Below are 20,413 nucleotides of genomic sequence, written 5' to 3'. Positions count from 1 at the left end.
GTTACCTTAACGGGTAATAGTGCTATCGTCGCATTGTCAGGCAATAGCCGGATAAATGTCGCGTAAATGTATCAGATTAAGCGGATTCGGGCTTAGGCAATGAGGAAGGGTGGACGAGCAATTCAGCGGTCGATCGCTTTTCAACCATTTCCTGAGTAACCATACATCGTTTAACATCTTTACGGGAAGGCAGCTCATACATAACGTCTAGCATCAACTCTTCCACGATACCGCGCAAAGCACGAGCGCCAGTTTTACGGCGGAAGGCTTCTTGAGCGATCGCCCGAATAGCGTCAGCGTCAAACTCCAGATGCACATTATCCATACGCAGCAATTTTTGATATTGTTTAACCAAAGCGCTGCGGGGTTCCGTGAGAATTGACATCAAAGTTTTCTCATCCAGAGGATCGAGAACTGCCACCATAGGAATACGACCGATCAACTCTGGAATTAAGCCAAACTTAACCAAATCATTAGGCTCGATACCTTTGAGAGCTTCTGCATCTTTTTTGTCTTTGTCTGGGGTGACTTCTTGGCCGGAGTGGACAAAGCCCATAGACTTTTTACCGCTTCTTTGCTCAATAATTTTCTCAAGCCCTACAAAAGCGCCGCCGCAAATAAATAGGATGTTGCTAGTATCAATTTGAATGCAATCTTGATAAGGATGCTTACGACCCCCTTGGGGAGGAACATTAGCAGTAGTTCCCTCCAGCATTTTTAATAACGCTTGCTGGACACCTTCACCGGAGACATCTCTAGTAATGGAGGGGTTTTCACTCTTACGGGCAATTTTATCGATTTCATCGATATAGACAATGCCGCGCTGGGCTTCTTCCACATCAAAATCAGCCACTTGTAGGAGTCGCAGGAGGATATTTTCTACATCTTCCCCAACATAACCCGCCTCAGTGAGGGTGGTAGCGTCAGCGACCGCAAAGGGAACATCCAGCATTTTAGCGAGAGTTTCCGCCAATAGAGTTTTACCGCACCCAGTGGGACCAATTAGCAAAATATTGGATTTTTGCAGTTCGATCTGATCATCACCTTGTCTATGACCTGGGATAAAGCCTAGACGCTTGTAGTGGTTGTAAACAGCCACTGACAGGACTTTTTTGGCATCATCCTGACCAATGACATAATGATCTAGGTAGGCCTTAATTTCCCTCGGTTTAGGAATTTGATTTAAGGCGACTCGACTGGGAGTGTGGCGACGTTTAGGGCTAGGGGCTGCTTGGGGGCGGGGAGCCTGGGGAGTGGGAGGAGCTGAATTGGGGTCAAATAGCTCCTCGTCCAAAATTTCGTTACACAGTTCCACGCATTCATCGCAGATGTAGACTCCTGGCCCTGCAATTAACTTGCGAACCTGCTCCTGGGACTTGCCACAGAAGGAACACTTTAAATGGGAGTCGTACTTAGACATAATTGCCTCATTTTATGTTGCGCTAACAGATTCTCCGGGAACCGGAAGATTCTGTTTTAGGATCACATTATCTATTAGACCATATTCTTGGGCTTCAGCGGCAGACATAAAAAAGTCTCTCTCTGTATCAGCATTAATGCGCTCTATGGGTTGGCCGGTATGTTGGGCTAAGAGTGTATTCAGGGTGTGCTTGTGATAGAGAATTTCTTTGGCTTGAATTTCTATGTCTATTGCCTGTCCTTGAGCGCCTCCGAGGGGTTGGTGAATCATAATGCGAGAGCTAGGTAAGGACATCCGTTTCCCAGCGGTACCGGAAGCGAGGAGAAATGCGCCCATACTGGCGGCTAATCCATAACATATTGTCACCACATCGGGGCGAATTTGTTGCATGGTGTCGTAAATTCCCATACCTGCGGTGACTGAACCGCCAGGGGAGTTGATGTAAAGTTGGATATCTTTTTCGGGATCTTCTGATTCCAAAAACAACATTTGGGCGCTTACGGCATTGGCTACTTCATCGTCAATGGGTGTTCCCAGAAAAATAATGCGATCGCGTAGTAGACGGGAATAGAGGTCAAAAGCCCTTTCTCCCATTCCCGACTGTTCAACTACCATGGGAATGACACCCGCTGCAGATGAGTTAATAGTAACTGGTTGTGAACCACTAATTATGTGGCTGTTACGGGTGCTGCCAATGGAATCACGGGAATACTCAGAGATCATCATAAAGCGGATGGTAATTTAATCTTATGGTGGTTTTACGGTTAATGTACAGTTAATTGAAAATGTTAGGGACGGGCGCGAGGTGATTGTTGGGGGAGAAGAACAGAGCAACGGACTGAAAATTAGTGCGATCGCCTTTCTTTCCCCCACTCCATATTAGCGCTTTTCCAGAATTTTGGCACCTGAGCCCACTGGTGGTCAAATAGCTAGTCGGTAACGACTTCAGCTTCAGCGACGACCACTTCTTCTGAATCTTCTGAATCTTCTGGTTCTTCTTCCTCTGGGGTCAAAGTACCTTCAGGGACTAATTCAATGGTGGAATGTTCTTCGAGCCATTGGTAAGTCTTTTGGCTAATCAGGTCATCAGTAACCACCATGCGTAGGCGATCGAGGTTCACATCTTGGCCTTGAAGTTGCTCCATCATTTCTTCGGACTTAGCTTGAATTTCCTCCTCGGTGATAGTGATGGACTGTTGTTTAGCGACTTCTTTGATAGCCAAAGTTTCCTTGAGTTGAGCGATCGCATCAGGGCGCAGATGTTCTCGCATCCGTGGTACAGTTTCACTGTTAAACAGTTGTTTAAGGTCAATGCCCATATTACTCAACTGCATAGCCTGCTGAGTCAAGAGGCGGTCTACTTCTTCCCTAATGAGGGTTTCCGGCAATTCCACTTCCATTTCTGCCACTAAAGCCTCAGCCAAAGCCTTGTGTTTATTCGCCGTAGTTTGTTCAGCTTTTTCTTCCTGAAAACGCTTTTCTAGGGACTCCCGCAGTTCTGCCAAAGTCTCAAACTCGCTCACTTCAGCCGCAAAATCGTCGTCCAACTCTGGCAACTCTTTTTCTTTAAGTTCCAGTAGAGTAATGTTAAAAGTAGCGGGACATCCAGCCAATTCCGGTTTACCATAGTCAGCCGGAAACTCAATGTTTAACTCTTTAGTTTCCCCAGGACTCATGCCTTCAATGCCTTCGGTAAAGCCAGGGATAAACTGACCTTCCGTGAGTTCCACTTGGTAGTTATCACCTTGTCCCCCTTCAATTTCTTGGGGTTCAGTTGCTCCGGTGGGGGTAAAGTATCCCTTAAAGTCAACATAGGCTGTATCACCTTTTTGAGCGGGTCGGTTTTCCACCGGGACTAAGGTTGCCATTTTCACCCGTTCACGTTCGAGGATCTCATCAACTTGCTGCGGATCAAATTTGACCTCTTCAGCTTGGACCTGAAAATCCTGGTACTTGTTGAGTTTAACTTCTGGTTCGACATCTACAGCCGCTTTGATGGTGATGGGTTGACCAGGTTCGTACTGTTCGATCAGTTCTTCAATATTGCCAATTACTTCAAAACTGCCAATAGCCGGAATTTTCTCTTCTTCAACAATTTTTGGGAAATATTCCTGCATCAAATCATCGAGGGCCGCCGCTTTAATCCTAGAGGGTCCTAGTCGCTGCACTAGGATATGGCGGGGGACTTTGCCTTTTCGGAACCCAGGAATATTGGCAGAACGAGCATATTGGTTGATTACCTTCTCATAGGCTTTTTTGGAGATTTCTGGAGAAATTTCGATATCCAGCCCAACTTGGCTGGCGGGAAGTTTTTCCTGGGTTACTTTCATGATGTACCTTGTTTAAGCGCGGACTAAGGAAAGCGAGCTATCTAAACTGCTGTCTGGCCCTAAAGCCTAGACTGTTTGCTTCCAGATGCTGACAGTTCGTGGTATGGTAGTGTCATTGTTTCTGTACCACGATTTTAACTCTGGAGGACTATAATTGATAGACTAGCCAATATTTGATGCTATCAGTAGATGGGTCGAAATGGGTAGCGATCGCTATTGACCGTCACATCAACTGTCGCAGTTACCGATATAATAGCCTCTAGTATAGATACAAGACTGATTAGCCTTATATATTATTAAAATTTCTGATTGATTCTCAGATGATCGATTGTCTAAAGTTCCAGGGAGGAAGTCAATTTGTCAAAATCCTATAGAGTTGCTATTTTGGGCGCGACCGGAGCCGTGGGAACCGAGTTGCTGGAATTGCTTTTGAGTCGTGATTTTCCCCTGTCAGAGTTGAAGCTATTGGCTTCTCCCCGTTCGGCGGGAAATAGTCTCCGTTTTGGAGGAGAGCAACTGACAGTAGAAGCAGTTGGCGATCGCAGTTTTGATGGGGTAGATTTGGTATTGGCTTCCGCTGGAGGATCTACTTCTAAGCAATGGGCTCACAAAGCTGTAGCAGCCGGGGCGGTTGTAGTGGACAACTCCAGTGCCTTCCGCATGGACCCCCAAGTTCCCTTGGTGGTGCCGGAAGTGAACCCAGAAGCAGTAGTTAATCATCAGGGGATTATTGCGAATCCTAACTGCACTACTATTTTGATGAATGTGGCAGTTTGGCCCCTGTATCAGGTACAACCACTGCGGCGTATAGTAGTATCTACTTATCAATCCGCTAGTGGTGCGGGAGCCAGGGCTATGGAGGAGGTGAAAACCCAAGCCAGGGCGATTTTACAGGGAGAAACTCCCCAGGCGGAAATATTCCCCTACCCCTTGGCTTTTAATCTGTTTCCCCACAACTCGCCTATCAATGATTTAGGCTATTGTGAGGAAGAGATGAAAATGATTAATGAGACGCGGAAAATTTTTGGTGATGACAAGTTGAGAGTTTCCGCGACTTGTGTACGGGTTCCCGTACTCCGGGCCCACTCCGAGGCGATTAACTTAGAGTTTGAGCAGCCTTTTGATGTGGCTAAGGCGCGGGATGTCCTGAGTCAAGCCCCAGGGGTCAAGTTGGTGGAAGACTGGCAGGCTAATTATTTCCCAATGCCTATTGATGCAACGGGCTGCGATCCGGTGTTGGTGGGTCGTATCCGCCAGGATCTTTCTCACCCCTGTGGGTTAGAATTATGGCTGTGTGGCGATCAAGTTCGCAAGGGAGCCGCTTTAAATGCAGTCCAAATTGCTGAATTATTGGTAAGTAAAGACCTTCTGTAAGTCCCCCGTGTGGGGTGGAATAACTGAGAACAAGACGGCTAACTATACGGCACAATTGACACAAAAGAAATGGTAAGTTTTGGCAGAGTAATGACGGCAATGGTAACGCCGTTTTGGGAAGATGGTAGCATTAACTATGCAGAAGCAGAGCGGCTGGCGGCTCACTTGGCGGCTAATGGCAGTGATACTCTGGTTGTGTGTGGAACCACTGGAGAGTCTCCGACTCTGACTTGGGATGAAGAACATGAGTTGTTTAAGGTGGTTCAGCAGGCTGTGGCGGGTAAGGCTAAGGTGATTGCTGGTACAGGGTCGAATTCTACCCAGGAGGCGATCGCCGCCACTCAGAAAGCAGCTAAACTGGGGGTAGATGGTTCTTTGCAGGTGGTTCCCTATTACAATAAGCCTCCCCAGGAGGGATTGTATCAACACTTTTTGGCGATCGCCTCAGCTTGTGCAGATTTGCCGATTGTGTTATATAATATTCCTGGGCGTACCGGACAAAATCTCCAGCCCGAAACCGTCGCACGTTTGGCATCGGTTCCTAATATTGTGGCTATTAAAGAGGCTAGTGGCAGCCTAGACCAAGCTAGTCAAATTAGGCAGTTGACACCTAAAGAGTTTCAGATATATTCTGGGGATGATTCCCTGACTTTGCCACTGTTAGCAGTGGGCGGGACTGGGGTGGTGAGCGTAGCGAGTCACCTGGTAGGGAAGCAAATTCAAGATATGATCCAGATGTTTGAAGCGGGTCGGGTGCAGGAAGCAACGGAAATTCATATCAAACTCTTCGGTTTGTTTAAAACGTTGTTTATCACTACTAATCCTATTCCGATTAAAGCGGCTCTGAAATTGTTGGGCTGGAATGTGGGTCTGAGTCGGTCTCCTATGTGTGAACCATCCCCGGAAGTGATTGAAAAAGTCAAGGGAGTTTTGGGAGAATTGGGTTTGATGGAAACTCGGTAAATCGGGGTTTCAGACAATTGAATAGCTGTGATTATTCCTAGGTGTTGATTGCTGGTCAATTGATCCTTATAAAAGGGTGTTTAAACCGGGAAAAATCAACCATGGAAAACTAAGTAATTAATGAGGTATCATTATGTCAAGCAACGGCAAATCTTACACCAGAACTAGACCTTCTGCTAGGTCAGTGAAAATTACCAAAAAGTTGGATAATTTACCCAAAAACCGGGAACAAACCCCGGAAGATAACTCTCCGAAATTGAAAATAATTCCCCTGGGTGGACTCCACGAAATTGGCAAAAATACCTGTGTATTTGAGTATGAAGATGAAATCATCATCCTAGATGCTGGTTTAGCCTTCCCGACCGATGGAATGCACGGCGTAAATATAGTTTTACCAGATGTCACCTACCTGCGGGACAATCGGGATAAAATTAAGGGTATGATTGTCACCCACGGTCACGAAGACCATATCGGTGGGATTGCTTTTCACCTGAAACAGTTTGATATTCCCGTGATTTATGGTCCGAGATTAGCCATGGCTCTGCTTCATGGTAAACTAGAAGAGGCGGGGGTGAGCGATCGCACTGAATTAAGAACAGTAAGACCTCGCGATATAGTGCGTATTGGCAAAAACTTCCTGGTGGAATATATCCGCAATACTCACTCAATCGCTGATAGTTTTACCGTAGCAATTAATACCCCAGTGGGAGTAGTTATCCACACGGGAGACTTTAAGGTGGATCATACCCCCGTTGATGGCGAATTTTTCGATTTTCAGCGGTTGGCTGAATATGGGGAAAAAGGGGTTCACTGTCTGCTGAGTGATTCGACTAACGCGGAAGTGCCTGGGTTTACTCCCTCGGAGGCTTCCGTTTATCCGAATCTGGAAAGAATTATGGCGACCGCTTCTGGACGGGTGTTGGTGACGACTTTCGCTTCGTCCGTTCACCGGGTAAATATTATTCTGAGTATTGCTCAAAAATTAGGGCGCTCTGTGGCTGTGGTAGGGCGATCGATGTTAAATGTCATCGCTCATTCTCGGAATTTAGGTTATATAAAATGTCCTGATAATCTGTTTATTCCTCTCAATGCTATTCGCAGTTTACCTGACGAAAAAGTGTTGATTTTAACCACAGGTTCCCAGGGTGAACCCTTGGCGGCGATGACCAGAATTGCTAATGGCGCTCACCGACAAATTAGCATTAAACAAGGGGATACAATTATCTTTTCTGCTAACCCAATTCCCGGAAATACCATTGCGGTTGTCAATACTATTGATAAGTTGATGATGCAGGGTGCTAATGTGGTTTATGGCCGCCATCATGGTATTCATGTTTCCGGTCATGGTTGTCAGGAAGACCATAAACTGATGTTGGCGTTGACTCGTCCTAAGTTTTTTGTTCCTGTACATGGTGAACATCGGATGTTAGTACAACACAGCAAAACCGCTCAAAGCATGGGTATTCCACGGGAAAATATGGTGATTATCAATAACGGTGATGTGGTGGAGTTGACCGAAAATTCCATTCGCGTTGGTGGTAAAGTTCCTTCTGGTATTGAGCCGGTCGATTCCTCCCGCACTGGGTTTGTGCGTGATGATGTCCTGAAAGAACGCCAACAGTTGGCTGAAGATGGCTTAATTACTGTAGCGGTCGCTGTTAGTGATGAGGGGAAACTTTTGGCTATTCCTGAAACTCACCTGAAAGGGGTGGTGATGACTGCTGATCAGGCTACCTTTAAACAACAGATTGTTAAGGTGATTGAGGCGACTTTAAGCGATCGCTGGTCTGAGTTGAGCCGCTCCTTTGGTAATGGCGAAGGTAATCAAATTGATTGGGTGGGGGTACGCACCGAGATTGAAAGAGCGATCGCTCGTTTGTTGCGGCGTGAGTTACAAAGCAATCCTCTGTTAGTGGTGTTGATGCAAACTCCCGAAGAAAGTCCTGATTCTACCGCTTCTTCTACTACGGAAACTCCTCAGCCAGCTACCGGACGCAGAAGACCTCGCACAGCCGCTCGTGTCGCTTCCTAATTGACTGGAAAAGTTGCCATAAGTGAGCGGGTTTAGCAGCTTCAGATTTAACACTGGTCGCTGCTATCCCGCTCCGGCTTTGCTTGACCGTTAGACTCTCAAGTGTGTTAGTTTTTTTGCTGGCTGAAAAATACGGCAGCCAGAATAATTAACCCTAGTAATGCGAGGGGAACTAACAGAGATAAAATAGGCGTATGAGTTGACATGATTTTGTCGGAATTGTGGGTTTTGTCTTAATCTGTGTTATAATTTAGGGTAACTTTTTCGGTGAAAGTTATCCAGGGGGAAACCATGAATCAAACTGATCTGGTGCAATGGTTGCAGGAAAGAACTGCACTGAGCCTCCTGGATGATGAAATATTACAGGCGATCGCACCTCAACTGGAAGAACGCACCATTCCTATAAATACCGTCGTGGTGACTAAAGGAACTTCCCCAGATCGGCTTTATATTTTGCGATCGGGTGATTTGGAAAACTCAGACGCACCCAAGGCCGATCAGTATTTACCAGGAATGGCTATTAATCTGCAATCGTTACTGTTAAATAATCCAGTTCAACAAACATTAATTACCCGAACAGATTGTCAATTTTGGGTGATGAAGGCTGGAGACTTGCAAAAGTTGGTAGAAGCCTATCCAGAAATCAATCAAGCCTTTTCTCAGCAATTAGCCGAAGAAGTAGAGGAACTTTCCGCTCAATTGGTTTATGAGCAGGAAAGGTTAGCCATTTTACAACCCTATTTGATTCCGAGAGCGCGGCGGGGAATTGTCGGAAAAAGTCGTTATGCGGTGAGGTTGCGATCGCAAATTAAAGAGGCTTCTAAAAATCGTAAATCCGTCCTAATTTTTGGGGAACCAGGAATCGAAAAAGACAACTTAGCAGCTTTGATTCATTTTGGGTCTGATGACCGCCGAGAACCTGTCATTCAAGTAAATTGTTCTAAACTCCAAACCAGTGGCGCAGATTTATTCGGACGGACAGGGGGAAAATATGGGTTAATTGAATCCTTGGGAAAGGGAACTTTAATATTTAATAATATCCAAGAATTACCCCCAGAATTAATCCCCGCCATCTCCAATTTCTTAGAACTAGGAACTTATATTCCGGTCAGTAAAGGGGCCGCTGAAACCGTCAATGCTAAAGTTTCTCAAGCTCGGATAATCATTATATCAGAAAAGATGGTCGCTAAGATTGAAACCTTAGTCGAAACCGTGATTAAAGTGCCACCTTTGAGGGTAAGAAAATCTGATATTGGCGATTGGGTTAATTATAATATTAGCCTAATTTGTCGGAATAAAGGTATTAACCGAGTCCAGATGACCCCGGAAGCCTTGCGACGACTACAAGCCTATGATTTTCCCAATAATTTGCGGGAATTACGAAACCTCGTAGAAAGAGCGATCGTTCAACTTCAAGGCTGTACAGAAATCACCGAAGAAATTATTTGGCCGTCTCAAACTAAAAAGCAGCAATTCCGAGTTAATTTATTAAATACCTATCCGAAATTCCGCAAATTTCTCAGAAGTCCCTGGTGGCCGGATCGGATTAATTATGGCTTTACTGTAGCTGTTTTTGCCGCCGTCGTGGCGATTTTATTCCTCGGTCCTCAAACGCGATCGCAAAATTTCGCTCTCAACCTATTTTGGGCCTGGTGGTGGCCATTAGTTTTGTTAATCTTCCCATTTTTAGGTCGCGTATGGTGTGCAGTTTGTCCCTTTATGATTTACGGAGAAATCACCCAAAAACTATCTCTCTGGCTGTTTCCGCGTCAATTAAAAAAATGGCCGAGACAGTCAGCCGAAAAGTGGGGAGGGTGGTTTTTATTCGGTTTATTCACCCTAATTTTACTCTGGGAAGAATTGTGGGATTTACCAAATACCGCCTATTTATCAGCTTGTTTATTGCTACTCATTACCGCCGGAGCCATGATTTTTTCAGCTATTTTTGAAAGGCGTTTTTGGTGTCGTTATCTCTGTCCCATTGGCGGTATGAATGGGATGTTTGCCAAATTAGCCATCACCGAATTACGCGCACAGCAGGGAACCTGTTCAGCCGAATGCAACACCTACCAATGCTATAAAGGAGGACCCCCAAAAGGCGAAGGAATGGAAACAGGCGGATGTCCTTTATATTCTCACCCAGCACAATTAGAAGATAATCGAGATTGCGTATTGTGTATGACCTGTTTAAAAGCCTGTCCTCATCGTTCAGTCGAGTTCAATTTGCGACCCCCAGGAATTGAATTATGGACTACTCATATACCTCGCACCTATGAAGTAGCTTTGCTATTTTTATTATTAAATGCCGTATTTTTGCATCATTTACCCCAACTAGAACAGTATTTTAATTTTAGCCTAAATTTAGATAATTTCTGGATACATTTAAGCCTGTCAACCGTAGTCTTAGCTTTACCTGCTATAATTCCTGGTTTCGCTTATCTGATTTATCGTTTAATTTCCCCAAGAAAGCCTCGTAAATTTATCGAGTTAGCTTATGGTTTACTTCCCTTTGTGTTAGCCATTAATTTGGCTCATTATCTACGGCTAGGGTTAGCAGAAGGTGGCAGAATTTTACCAGTTACCCTTGCTACTTTTGGCTTAGATGGTTCCAGTCTCCCCGTTTGGGTTGCTCATCCAGCCGTCATTGAGTTTTTACAGGGAACCACCTTATTATCCGGGATATTAATCGCCATTTTACTCACACAAAAAATTGCTCGCCAACCTATCAAAACCTTATTACCTCAACATTTAGCCACCATTATTTTAGGTTTCATCTCATGGAAAATAGTGGTAGGATTTTAGCATATTAATAACTTCTACTACACCAAATATCTAACTAATTATATATGCCAAAAACCGCACCCCAAAATTTAGAAGATAGTGATGAAGAACTACTTACTTTTAAGTATTCAATAACCAGTTATGGTGCTGATTATCCGGTTGATAGTTTAGTTAAACGGATGAAAAATGGCAGCATATATGTACCACAATTTCAACGAGGATATGTCTGGGACCATAGAGAAGCATCTCGTTTTATTGAGTCCCTATTATTGGGTCTACCAGTACCGGGAATTTTTCTCGCTAAAGAACAAGATACTCAAAAACTTCTAGTTATTGATGGTCAACAAAGGTTAAAGACTATTCAATATTTTTATGATGGGGTTTTTGAACCTAATCAAAGGGAATTTTCCTTAACCAAAGTCGCTGATGAGTTTGACGGATTAACTTATCAAACTCTGTCAGAAGAGGATAGACGTAGACTCGATGATTCAATTATACCTGCTACCATTGTTAAACAGGATGAACCCTCAGATGATAATAGCAGTATTTACTATATTTTTGAGCGACTTAATACCGGTGGTCAACAATTAAAACCTCAAGAAATTCGCGCCTGTATCTATCACGGAGAGTTTAATAATTTATTAGCAGAACTTAATTATCATCAGTGTTGGCGAGATATATATGGTTCCCCAAAACCTGATAAACGTATGCGAGATCAGGAAATGATTTTGCGTTTTCTGGCTCTCTATTTTGAGGGTGATAACTATCAAAAACCTATGAAAGGCTTTTTAAATCAGTTTCTGGGTCAAAATCGCTATTTGAAGAAGTATGATAAATCAGCAATCCAACTGGTTTTTATTCGCACTATTGAAACTGCTTATGAAGTTTGGGGAGGTCGAGCTTTTAAACCGAAAAATCAGATTAATGCAGCAGTTTTTGACTGTATTATGGTGGGTTTAGCTCGTCGATTAGAAAAAGGGTTGATTAATGATAAAGAATCACTCAATACTAATTATCAACATCTTTTAAAGAGTCAAAATTTCCTAGATGTAACTGTCAATAGTTCGCGTACTACTGAGAAATATATTGTGCAAAGTCGCCTCAGTCAAGCTATCAATGCTTTTGAAAATGTACAATGAAAAATGTAAAATGCGTTATAAACAGCAGTAATAATTAGAGTATATTATCAAAATGCAGTTAAACTTGTTGATATGCTTGAGGAATTGTGTGAGGGTAAATCTGTTTAAAATGTGATCATTATGGGATGATTAATCATTTCTTAGTTAATCAGTATCGACAAACCAGTGATTAATACCAAATCCTACCGCGCGATTAGATTGACATAATTCTGCGGCTAATTTTAGTGACGCTTTTTGACCTATTTCGGTTTCAAATACTGAAGAAAATACCCCATCAATCCCTAAGCTATGATATAATTTCCTTAACTGCTTTGGAGAACCTACTATAGCTGGTTTAATCACAAAAATACCTCGCCAACCTTGTTGATAACATTGGTTGATTTGGGTGAGGGTCGCTACAGATTCATCTAAGGCTATGGGGGTTAAATGACCCTTAGTTAAGGCTAACATTCCCTCTAACTCATTAACACCTAGGGGTTGCTCTAAAAACTCTATTTTAAAGCTAGTATCCCCCAGGTTTATTCTATCACAAATATCTAACCAGCGATCGCCTTCCGAAAAATTTAACCCACCATTCGCATCGAGTCGCAGCGATAACCCTTGAATTTCACTCATTTGGCTGGCTAATATCTGCAACCAATTCAACTCATTATCAATACTATCAACCCCAATTTTCCACTTGAGAGTTTTATATCCCCTATTAACTAAATCTTCCCAACCAGATAAAGCCGCTTTTCCTGTGGGAAGCAGTCCACTATTTTCTAGCTTAGGTATTTCCTTATCATTTCCCTGTAATTCAGTGAAAGCAGACTCCAAACCAAACTGACAAGCTGGGAGACTCATAGGAATCGAAAAAATCAGATTTTCTGTAATTATCCCAGGTAGACTTTCACAAAAATCCATAGCCTCCCTGACAGTTTCCGACCCAAACCAACTAAGAGGCGCAATTTCTCCCCAGCCAACTTTACCCCTTTCGTCCATTAACTCAATAATAATCCCTTCCCTAACCTCCCAGAGTCCGTGATGAGTTTTTAAAGGCTGTTTAAATTTACGGGAGTATTTATTAAAGTTAAATTTAATAGTCATTGAATTGCATTTAACTAGACCAAGCATCAATAATTTTAATCATCGTTTTGTCCGCTAAACCCTTAACACTAGCAATCACTTGTTGATAATTGGTGAATTTACCCAGTTTTTCCCTGGCTTCAAAAATGCCTTTAGCTAGGTTGTTAGCATTACTAATATTAGACCTATTCAATCGCCTAAATAACTCCTCTTGAGTCAAACTATTGAATAAATCGAGGGGGTTAATAATGGGTTGATTTGGCGATTCTGACTCTCTCATTGAGGAAGGTTGGGCAGATTCTATGGCTTTAAATCGCCGTTCATTTTGTTGTTGATAATCCCTCAATTCCTGCTGAATTTGAATCACATAGTTTTCTAGTCGTTGTTCAAGATTATTTAACCGAGACTCTAAATTAGGAGATGGAGATGTGGTTAATGTTAGGGTTTCCCCTATCTGATTATTTATCAAACTAGGAGTTACCGTAAAACTCTCAATTAACTCGACCTGTTTTAATACCTTAGCCTCATGTTTCTCAGCAATCACAAAAGCATTAACCATCTCAGCTTCGCGGGGGTCTTTTTCCCTAGCCTTGACCGCCGCATAATATTCTAAATCCCCTGAAATAACTTGATAACTTTCTAACCCTTGCATTTTCAGGATTAAGGGTTTGATAATTCCCCCACATTCTAAAATGTTATCGGCTAACTCCTCTAATTCAGATTCCGAAAAATTAGACCGAGGGACATTGGAATTAATGCTTTTAACATCCACTAAGAAAAATCTGATCATGATTTATTTACCTAACTTTTCTAAAACTTCCTCTGTTAACTGTACAAATTCCATCGCCGCTGGTGAATCTGGCGCAAATTCTAGCACAGATTTGGGGTCTGGTATCTCTAAATCTCCCATAGTTATAGTCTGGTTGGTACATTGAGACAAAACTGTTCTTTCAAAGATTATGCTATTCATAATCGGTAAATTATGGGAATTTAACAGGGATTCTTTTTGCTTGGGAAAGACATAATTTAAAAATTTAGAGTTGGTGGATATTTTGGATGGCAATATTCCCAAAATCGCTAAATTATTTTTACCAATTAAAGTGCGAAATTCATCAATTTGACTAATAAACTCCAAGACGGTAGGTAATCCTTGATTAGCAAAGGGTTTTAAGTCTGATGGGATGATTAAATAATCCGCCGCAATTAAAGCCATTTCTGCATAAATATCCCGCGAGGGAGGAGTATCAATAATCACAATATCATAATCTTCTTCGACTCGTTTTAGCTTGATGACTAAACGGGTTTTATAAGATACAATCTGGTTGAGTTTATACTGCTTTTCAATTAAGTTAATATGGGAAGGTATGACATCAATTTCTGGCTGATTAAATCCGTCGGTTTTTCTGACGACATCGGGAATAAAGTCATAATCACCTGATTCGATAACATGGGAAACATTGCGATCTCTTAAATCATCATCTTCCACAAATAAAAATTTCATTAAGCCAGTCGCAAAGGTAGAGTTGGCTTGAGAGTCTAAATCGATAAGTAGTATTTTGTGACCTTGTTTTTGTAAACTGGCGGCTAGGTTAATGGCGATGGTGGTTTTACCTACTCCACCTTTATTATGGTAAATAGCAATAGTTTTCATACCTGGTTATTTAAGGCTTTGTTAAAAATTATCATATTTAGACAATAAAATCAAGGATTAAGTCTCCCCAAATTCTGGGATTTTCGGCGTGGATGTTATGACCACAGCCGGGAACTATGATCATGGTTGCGAAGGTACATAAATCCGTAATTTCTCGGTTGATTTGTTGAAATTTATGGTCAAATTCTCCCACCAATAATAGTAAAGGTATCTGACTTTGAGATAACTTATCCCAGAGTGGTGGCTGGTTTCCGGTTCCCGAATTAATGAGAATTTTAGCTAATTGATTGGGGTTATTTTGGAGTCGATCGCCTATAATTTTATCAAAAATGGGCGAGTTTTTCAAGGATGTAAATAGGGGTAAACTATACCACCAGTTGAGGAAGTCTTCAAAAGGGATATTTTGTAACTGATCGGCTATTTTATCATCTGATAAACGTCGCTGCGATCGCTCAATTTCCGTTTTCAGTCCCGGCGATGCTGATTCCAGAATTGCTTGCTTAAATCGTGTAGGATAGTGTAAAATCAAATAGAGTCCTAAACGACCTCCCATAGAATATCCAACCAGGACACAATTATCAATTTTCAGGTAATCCAAAAGACCAATTAAACCGGAGGCGATCGCTGGCATTTTATAGGCTTCATCTCCTGCTAATACCTGAGTTTTTCCTTGTCCTGGTAAATCAATAGTTAAGCAGCAGAAATCATCAGGAAGGGAGGATATAGCCAGGTCAAAGTCTCGGCAATTTCCCATAAAGCCATGTAATAGCAAAATTATAGGCTGAGTGCGATCGCCTTTTAATTCACCATAAAAACTATAACACCCCACCCGCCATTGTGGCATTTAATGCACTCCTATTTATTAGTCAAACACCCAATGCAAAAATGGAACCGCCGCCGCACAAAAAGCCATAAACCCAAATAACCCCCCCAGCATTCCATACAGCAAAAATTGGTCGCCGCGATCCTTAGCCAATTTGACAATCACGTAACTGTAGCCATAGCAAACCAGGAAGAAAAGAACAATAAAGCCAGTGAAGTAATATTGCATAACCAAATCATGTCTAAAAAGCCTAATTGTCCATTATAGGAAAATTATGGTCAATCGCCTAAAATTTCACAAAAATTTAGTATTTCCCAGAGATTAATGAGTAACAGGCGTTTGCTGTTCAGGTATACTGAGGGTGATCACAAATTCTGTGCCGCCACCTACCTGGGAATTACACTGCAACTTTCCGCCGTGATTTTCGACTACAATTTGATGAGAAATAGACAATCCCAAACCCGTCCCCTGACCCACAGGCTTAGTAGTAAAAAAGGGATTAAAAATCTGTCTTTGGATCGATTCAGGAATTCCCGGACCATTATCAGCAATTTTAATAACAACCGAGTCTAGCTGGTCTGGAGATTTAGCTTTTTCCACTGTAGTTTTGATGGTAATTATCCGAGGGTCTGGTTGAGTGGCTAATGCATCGATCGCATTAGCCAATATATTCATAAATACCTGATTCAATTGACTAGGATAGCATTCCAACTTAGGTAATTCGCCATAATCTTTAATCATTTTAATTTCACAACCGTGGTGCATTTTCATGCGACCTTGTAAAATCAGTAAAGTGCTTTCGATACCCTCATGTAAATCTACAGCCTTGCGGGTAGCTTCATCGAGGCGAGAAAAGTTTCTTAAAGAGACAACAATATCTTGAATTCGGGTAGTTCCCAACTTCATTGAATCCAAAGCATTAGGTAAATCATCAAGCATAAATTTCAAATCTACTTCCTTAGCAAAATCGATAATTTCTTCCCTAGGTTTTGGGTAGTTTTTATGATATAATTTCACCAGTTCAATTAAATCTTTAATGCAGGTTTCTAGGTGCATTAAATTTCCATGTATAAACGCCAAAGGATTATTAATTTCATGAGCCACCCCTGCGACCATTTGTCCTAAACCGGACATTTTCTCAGCCTGAATTAATTGTGCTTGGGTGCGTTTTAATTCTTGTAGAGTTTTGGCTAACTCGATCGCTTTCTGGCGTTGTTGTATTTGTTCCAGTCTAAGGCTAACTTCCATAGCTTTGCGATCGCTAATATCCCTAACAATAGCCAATACCTGATCCTCACCACTAGGGACATAACGCGCCTCATAATGGTGATATCTACCCGAAACCGATAGCACATATTCTCCCTGCTGAATTTGTCCAGTGTTGAGGGTTTGAGTCAAATAATGGCGCGTCCATTCAGCCAAATCTTGAGAAAAAACCGCATCAATTTTCTGTCCCACAATATGGGGTGGTAAACCGGGATTGGGGCAATTTTTAGGCGGGAAGTAGTCAAGAATTATCCCCTGAGAATTTATCCTAAATATCAAATCAGGAATAGCCTCAATCAAGCTGCGATTTCTCGCCTCACTTTCTCGCCAAGCCGAGGCTATTTTTTGACGTTCAGTGATATCACTTTCCACAGCAATAAACTTAGTCAAATTTCCCAATTTATCAAAAATAGGATTGATACTTATCGACAACCAATAAGATTCTCCATTGCGTCTATAGTTAAGAATTTCTCCTTGATAAGGTTGATGTTGTTGGAGTGCTTTAGCAATCTCGCAGACGGTATCTGGGTTAGTGTCGGAACCTGGCAAAAACGAACCAGACTGGCGACCTCGTACCTCATCAAAGAAATATCCGGTAATAGTTACAAATCCGGTATTAACCCACTCAATATAGCCATCACAATCACAGATAATTACAGCATTATCAGTCTGAGTCGCCACCCAGGACAACTGAAGCAGTTGTTCTTCTATCTGAGGTCTAGTTTCATCTTTATTGGTAATTACCCAATAGCGAGAAGGAGATAATCCCGATGGTGCTTCCACAGGAACAATAGTTGTTTTTAGCAAAATATGTTGTCCGTTAGCAATATGTTGTTGAATTTCTCCTTCCCAAATCTTACCCTGATTGACAACTGACCATAATTGCTCCCAAAAATTAGGGGAATAATAAGGGGAGTCAAACAAGGGGTGAGGGTGATTAATCACCTGTTCCCAAGACTTACCCCACATTTCAATAAAGGGTAGGTTAGCATCTAAAACCGTCCCATGTTTATCAATCATACTAACCGGGTTAGTGCGATCGATAATGGTTCGCAGTTCCCCATATTCTTGCTGAGTTTGACGAAGTTCATTTTTGAGTTGACGTAACTCAGCGATCGCCGTTTGATAGGCGTTTAATAAATCTTCAGGATAGTTGTTAACAATTAATTCAGCGGTCATTAGCACTCCAGGGGGTAAATCAGGTTTTGGTTAAGAACTTCTTGGAAAATTTTTGACGCTATAGGTTGAGCCATCAAAAACCCTTGAGCCAATTCGCATCCCCAAGATTTGAGTTGGCAAAATTGTTCTAAGTTTTCAATCCCTTCCGCAATAGTTTCCATTCCCAGGGACTGAGCCAGCTTCACAATAGCATAGGCGATTTTAGTTTGATGTTCCGAAGCACTCATCCCCTGAATAAAAGAGCGGTCTATTTTCAGGGTATCAATAGGAAAACATGAGAGACGACTAAGGGAGGAATGTCCGGTTCCGAAGTCATCTATACATAATCTAATCCCCAAATCTTTAATTTTTCGGAGAGTAGTAACCGCCACTTCTGTCGATTCAGCGATCGCCGTTTCTGTCAGTTCAAACCTAATCAATTCAGGAGAGCATTTAGTGGCTTCTAATATCTCCTTAATTTTTTCGACAATTCCCTGATTTATTAGTTGTTTGGTCGATAAATTAACGCTCAAAAATGGCGGTGCGTCTTGATAAATACATTCCCATTGTTTAGCCTGAATACAAGCCTGTTCAATTACCCAATCTCCCATCTTAACAATTAACCCAGTTTCTTCAGCCATAGGAATAAATTGCTCTGGAGAAATCAAACCCAAAGTCCCATGTTCCCACCTAAGCAGGACTTCACAACCCACAATCCGATTAGTTTTCATCGAGATAATTGGCTGATAGTTAAGTAGCAATTCCTCACGTTTGAGAGCATAACGCAGATCCGTTTCTAGCTGTAGTTGCTGTCGGACTCGGTGGTGCATCGCTTGGGTAAAAATTGCATAACTTCCCTTCCCTCGGTCTTTGGCTCTATATAAGGCTGTATCAGCATCGCGGAGCATATCTGCACTGCAATTATACCCCATACTACTCAGAGCGATACCAATACTAAGACTGGTAACAGTTTCTAGGTGGTCTTCCCCCAAAATAATGGGTTTTTTGATGGTCTGTTGAATTTTATTAGTTAGTTGAGAAATTTCCGACAGGTCTTGAATATCATCAATTATAATAGCAAACTCATCTCCTCCCCACCGAGATAGAATATCTTGGGGACGGATACAGCTTTGTAGACGATCGCCAATTTCAATCAGTAGTTGATCTCCGGCTTGATGTCCAAAACTATCATTAATCAATTTGAAGCGATCGACGTCCATAAACAGCAGACCAAACAAATAGTCTTGACAGTTTTGTGTACGGTCTATCGCTTTCTGAAGTTCAGTTATAAAGTAACCTCGGTTATATAGACCCGTTAGGCTATCATGGTTAGCCTCGTAGATTAGGCGATTATGTTGATTTTGGCGTTCAGTCACATCTCTTTGAATAGCTAAATAGTGTGTTATCTGTTGGCGATCGTTATATATAGGTTCAATATGCCACTCATTGACAAATTCGCTTCCATCCTTGCGATAGTTAATCGTCTGACCATAAAACACCCCTCCATCTTTAAGATCCAGTTTCATCCTTTCCAAAATCGTGCGATCTGTTTTTTCCCCTTGCAAAATTCTAGGAGTTCGACCGATCGCCTCTGTGGGACCATAACCAGTCATTCTAGTAAATGCCTTATTGACAAACACAATTGCAGGTCCAGGAAATTCCAGATTAGCCGTAGTGATGACCACAGAATCATCAGCACAGCAAACCGCTGTTGCCAACAACTTCAAGTGTTCTATCATCTCTACACTTAAACCATGTGCCGAATCATTCTCACTACAAGAATTACCCCTCGCCACGATACTCTCATCAATATTGATTGGAGGAACTAACTGCCTCCTATAGGCATCCAAATCATTCATAGCCACTAATTTTGTTCCGTAAACGACGACTGACCGAACCCTGTAACGTTTCTCGGTTCAGCTAGACCCAATTAGCAGACCCCTAGGATGAGCCAGGTTCCGAGATGCAATAGGTGTATGAGAAGCTACTCTTGGTGATTTTACACCAAATCTTAAAAAAATACTAAGATTGGGGTTTCCGAATTATTTATGTGATACCTGCACAGTGGCATTATGGGACTCAGTTTTAGATAGAATTGTATACCCAAATTTCCATCGCACTGTATACCCAAAGACAGACTTTCAGGATTTCTCAGACAATGGGAAAATTAACTGACGAGGCCTTCCGGGAGCGATAGGTCTCGCCCTCTACCCGAAGCGGGTCGCTGCTATATGCAGTCCGCGTGCCTCCCAGAGAAGAAACCCAGCTTCTATCCTATCTTCAAACTTTGAACAATAAAAAGCCCCGCCTAGACAATTAATCAGCGGGGCCTGCTATAAAGCAAATTAGCCAAGCTACTGGACTCCTACAATCCCGCGTGATTAAGTCTCTGGAAAGGTTGCGCGAACAGG

General features: G+C 42.3%; 15 protein-coding genes. 5 read left to right on the top strand and 10 right to left on the bottom strand.

Features of this window, described 5'->3' with window-relative positions; all coding sequences use genetic code 11:
- Positions 1-76 precede the first annotated feature (76 nt).
- The 3 genes from clpX to tig all read right to left on the bottom strand — a co-directional run bounded on the left by clpX (position 77) and on the right by tig (position 3,750).
- Positions 77-1,420: an ATP-dependent protease ATP-binding subunit ClpX gene (gene clpX / locus ACTIE0_RS16005; protein WP_006669305.1), complete on the bottom strand. Its 1,344-nt coding sequence runs from the start codon at positions 1,418-1,420 to the stop codon at positions 77-79.
- 12 nt (positions 1,421-1,432) lie between these two features.
- On the bottom strand, positions 1,433-2,146 hold the full coding sequence (gene clpP, locus ACTIE0_RS16000; RefSeq protein WP_006623565.1) for an ATP-dependent Clp endopeptidase proteolytic subunit ClpP: 714 nt from the start codon (positions 2,144-2,146) through the stop codon (positions 1,433-1,435).
- A 203-nt stretch (positions 2,147-2,349) separates the two neighbouring features.
- On the bottom strand, positions 2,350-3,750 hold the full coding sequence (gene tig, locus ACTIE0_RS15995; RefSeq protein ID WP_006623566.1) for a trigger factor: 1,401 nt from the start codon (positions 3,748-3,750) through the stop codon (positions 2,350-2,352).
- Between the two features lie 357 nt (positions 3,751-4,107).
- Between tig and ACTIE0_RS15990 the strand changes: the two genes are divergently transcribed.
- The 5 genes from ACTIE0_RS15990 (at position 4,108) to ACTIE0_RS15970 (ending at position 12,039) form a co-directional block, all read left to right on the top strand.
- Positions 4,108-5,124, top strand: coding sequence for an aspartate-semialdehyde dehydrogenase (locus ACTIE0_RS15990; RefSeq protein ID WP_006623567.1), 1,017 nt, complete (start codon positions 4,108-4,110; stop codon positions 5,122-5,124).
- Positions 5,125-5,193: 69 nt separating this feature from the next.
- Positions 5,194-6,087, top strand: coding sequence for a 4-hydroxy-tetrahydrodipicolinate synthase (gene dapA, locus ACTIE0_RS15985; RefSeq protein WP_190490454.1), 894 nt, complete (start codon positions 5,194-5,196; stop codon positions 6,085-6,087).
- Positions 6,088-6,220: 133 nt separating this feature from the next.
- Entirely contained in the window at positions 6,221-8,119 is a 1,899-nt protein-coding gene (locus ACTIE0_RS15980) for a ribonuclease J (protein ID WP_081587677.1), read from the top strand.
- 291 nt (positions 8,120-8,410) lie between these two features.
- Positions 8,411-10,921, top strand: a complete 2,511-nt coding sequence (locus tag ACTIE0_RS15975) for a sigma 54-interacting transcriptional regulator (protein ID WP_006669537.1) — start codon at positions 8,411-8,413, stop codon at positions 10,919-10,921.
- Positions 10,922-10,965: 44 nt separating this feature from the next.
- A complete protein-coding gene (locus ACTIE0_RS15970) occupies positions 10,966-12,039 on the top strand; it encodes a DUF262 domain-containing protein (RefSeq protein ID WP_006669536.1) in 1,074 nt (357 codons plus the stop codon).
- Positions 12,040-12,183: 144 nt separating this feature from the next.
- On the opposite strand, the gene ACTIE0_RS15965 is transcribed toward ACTIE0_RS15970, so the two are convergent.
- The 7 genes from ACTIE0_RS15965 to ACTIE0_RS15935 all read right to left on the bottom strand — a co-directional run bounded on the left by ACTIE0_RS15965 (position 12,184) and on the right by ACTIE0_RS15935 (position 19,861).
- Positions 12,184-13,125 carry an o-succinylbenzoate synthase gene (locus ACTIE0_RS15965; protein ID WP_006669534.1) on the bottom strand — a complete coding sequence of 314 codons (942 nt, stop codon included), beginning with the start codon at positions 13,123-13,125 and terminating at the stop codon, positions 12,184-12,186.
- A 10-nt stretch (positions 13,126-13,135) separates the two neighbouring features.
- Complete coding sequence (locus ACTIE0_RS15960) at positions 13,136-13,894, bottom strand: ParB N-terminal domain-containing protein (protein WP_006669532.1); 759 nt, start codon at positions 13,892-13,894, stop codon at positions 13,136-13,138.
- Positions 13,895-13,897: 3 nt separating this feature from the next.
- Positions 13,898-14,755 (bottom strand): ParA family protein, encoded by an 858-nt coding sequence (locus ACTIE0_RS15955; protein ID WP_006669531.1) that lies wholly within the window; start codon positions 14,753-14,755, stop codon positions 13,898-13,900.
- Between the two features lie 37 nt (positions 14,756-14,792).
- Entirely contained in the window at positions 14,793-15,599 is an 807-nt protein-coding gene (menH, locus tag ACTIE0_RS15950) for a 2-succinyl-6-hydroxy-2,4-cyclohexadiene-1-carboxylate synthase (RefSeq protein ID WP_006669529.1), read from the bottom strand.
- Between the two features lie 18 nt (positions 15,600-15,617).
- Positions 15,618-15,806, bottom strand: coding sequence for a hypothetical protein (locus ACTIE0_RS15945; protein WP_006669528.1), 189 nt, complete (start codon positions 15,804-15,806; stop codon positions 15,618-15,620).
- Between the two features lie 93 nt (positions 15,807-15,899).
- Positions 15,900-18,023, bottom strand: coding sequence for a PAS domain-containing protein (locus ACTIE0_RS15940; RefSeq protein WP_006623577.1), 2,124 nt, complete (start codon positions 18,021-18,023; stop codon positions 15,900-15,902).
- Entirely contained in the window at positions 18,023-19,861 is a 1,839-nt protein-coding gene (locus ACTIE0_RS15935; RefSeq protein WP_006623578.1) for a putative bifunctional diguanylate cyclase/phosphodiesterase, read from the bottom strand. The genes ACTIE0_RS15940 and ACTIE0_RS15935 overlap by 1 nt, the downstream gene beginning before the upstream one ends.
- Between the last annotated feature and the right edge of the window lie 552 nt (positions 19,862-20,413).

The sequence above is a fragment of the Limnospira sp. genome (assembly GCF_051859755.1).
GTDB classification, from domain to species: Bacteria; Cyanobacteriota; Cyanobacteriia; order Cyanobacteriales; family Microcoleaceae; genus Limnospira; species Limnospira fusiformis.
The sequence above is the reverse complement of the archived record's forward strand: the minus strand, read 5'-3'. Positions and strand labels throughout refer to the sequence as shown.

Bases quoted from the DNA above. Each gene is read 5' to 3' on its own strand.
- clpX (WP_006669305.1), bottom strand. From the start codon at position 1,420: ATGTCTAAGTACGACTCCCATTTAAAGTGTTCCTTCTGTGGCAAGTCC.
- clpP (WP_006623565.1), bottom strand. From the start codon at position 2,146: ATGATGATCTCTGAGTATTCCCGTGATTCCATTGGCAGCACCCGTAAC.
- tig (WP_006623566.1), bottom strand. From the start codon at position 3,750: ATGAAAGTAACCCAGGAAAAACTTCCCGCCAGCCAAGTTGGGCTGGAT.
- dapA (WP_190490454.1), top strand. From the start codon at position 5,194: ATGGTAAGTTTTGGCAGAGTAATGACGGCAATGGTAACGCCGTTTTGG.
- ACTIE0_RS15980 (WP_081587677.1), top strand. From the start codon at position 6,221: ATGTCAAGCAACGGCAAATCTTACACCAGAACTAGACCTTCTGCTAGG.
- ACTIE0_RS15975 (WP_006669537.1), top strand. From the start codon at position 8,411: ATGAATCAAACTGATCTGGTGCAATGGTTGCAGGAAAGAACTGCACTG.
- ACTIE0_RS15970 (WP_006669536.1), top strand. From the start codon at position 10,966: ATGCCAAAAACCGCACCCCAAAATTTAGAAGATAGTGATGAAGAACTA.
- ACTIE0_RS15965 (WP_006669534.1), bottom strand. From the start codon at position 13,125: ATGACTATTAAATTTAACTTTAATAAATACTCCCGTAAATTTAAACAG.
- ACTIE0_RS15960 (WP_006669532.1), bottom strand. From the start codon at position 13,894: ATGATCAGATTTTTCTTAGTGGATGTTAAAAGCATTAATTCCAATGTC.
- ACTIE0_RS15955 (WP_006669531.1), bottom strand. From the start codon at position 14,755: ATGAAAACTATTGCTATTTACCATAATAAAGGTGGAGTAGGTAAAACC.
- menH (WP_006669529.1), bottom strand. From the start codon at position 15,599: ATGCCACAATGGCGGGTGGGGTGTTATAGTTTTTATGGTGAATTAAAA.
- ACTIE0_RS15945 (WP_006669528.1), bottom strand. From the start codon at position 15,806: ATGCAATATTACTTCACTGGCTTTATTGTTCTTTTCTTCCTGGTTTGC.
- ACTIE0_RS15940 (WP_006623577.1), bottom strand. From the start codon at position 18,023: ATGACCGCTGAATTAATTGTTAACAACTATCCTGAAGATTTATTAAAC.
- ACTIE0_RS15935 (WP_006623578.1), bottom strand. From the start codon at position 19,861: ATGAATGATTTGGATGCCTATAGGAGGCAGTTAGTTCCTCCAATCAAT.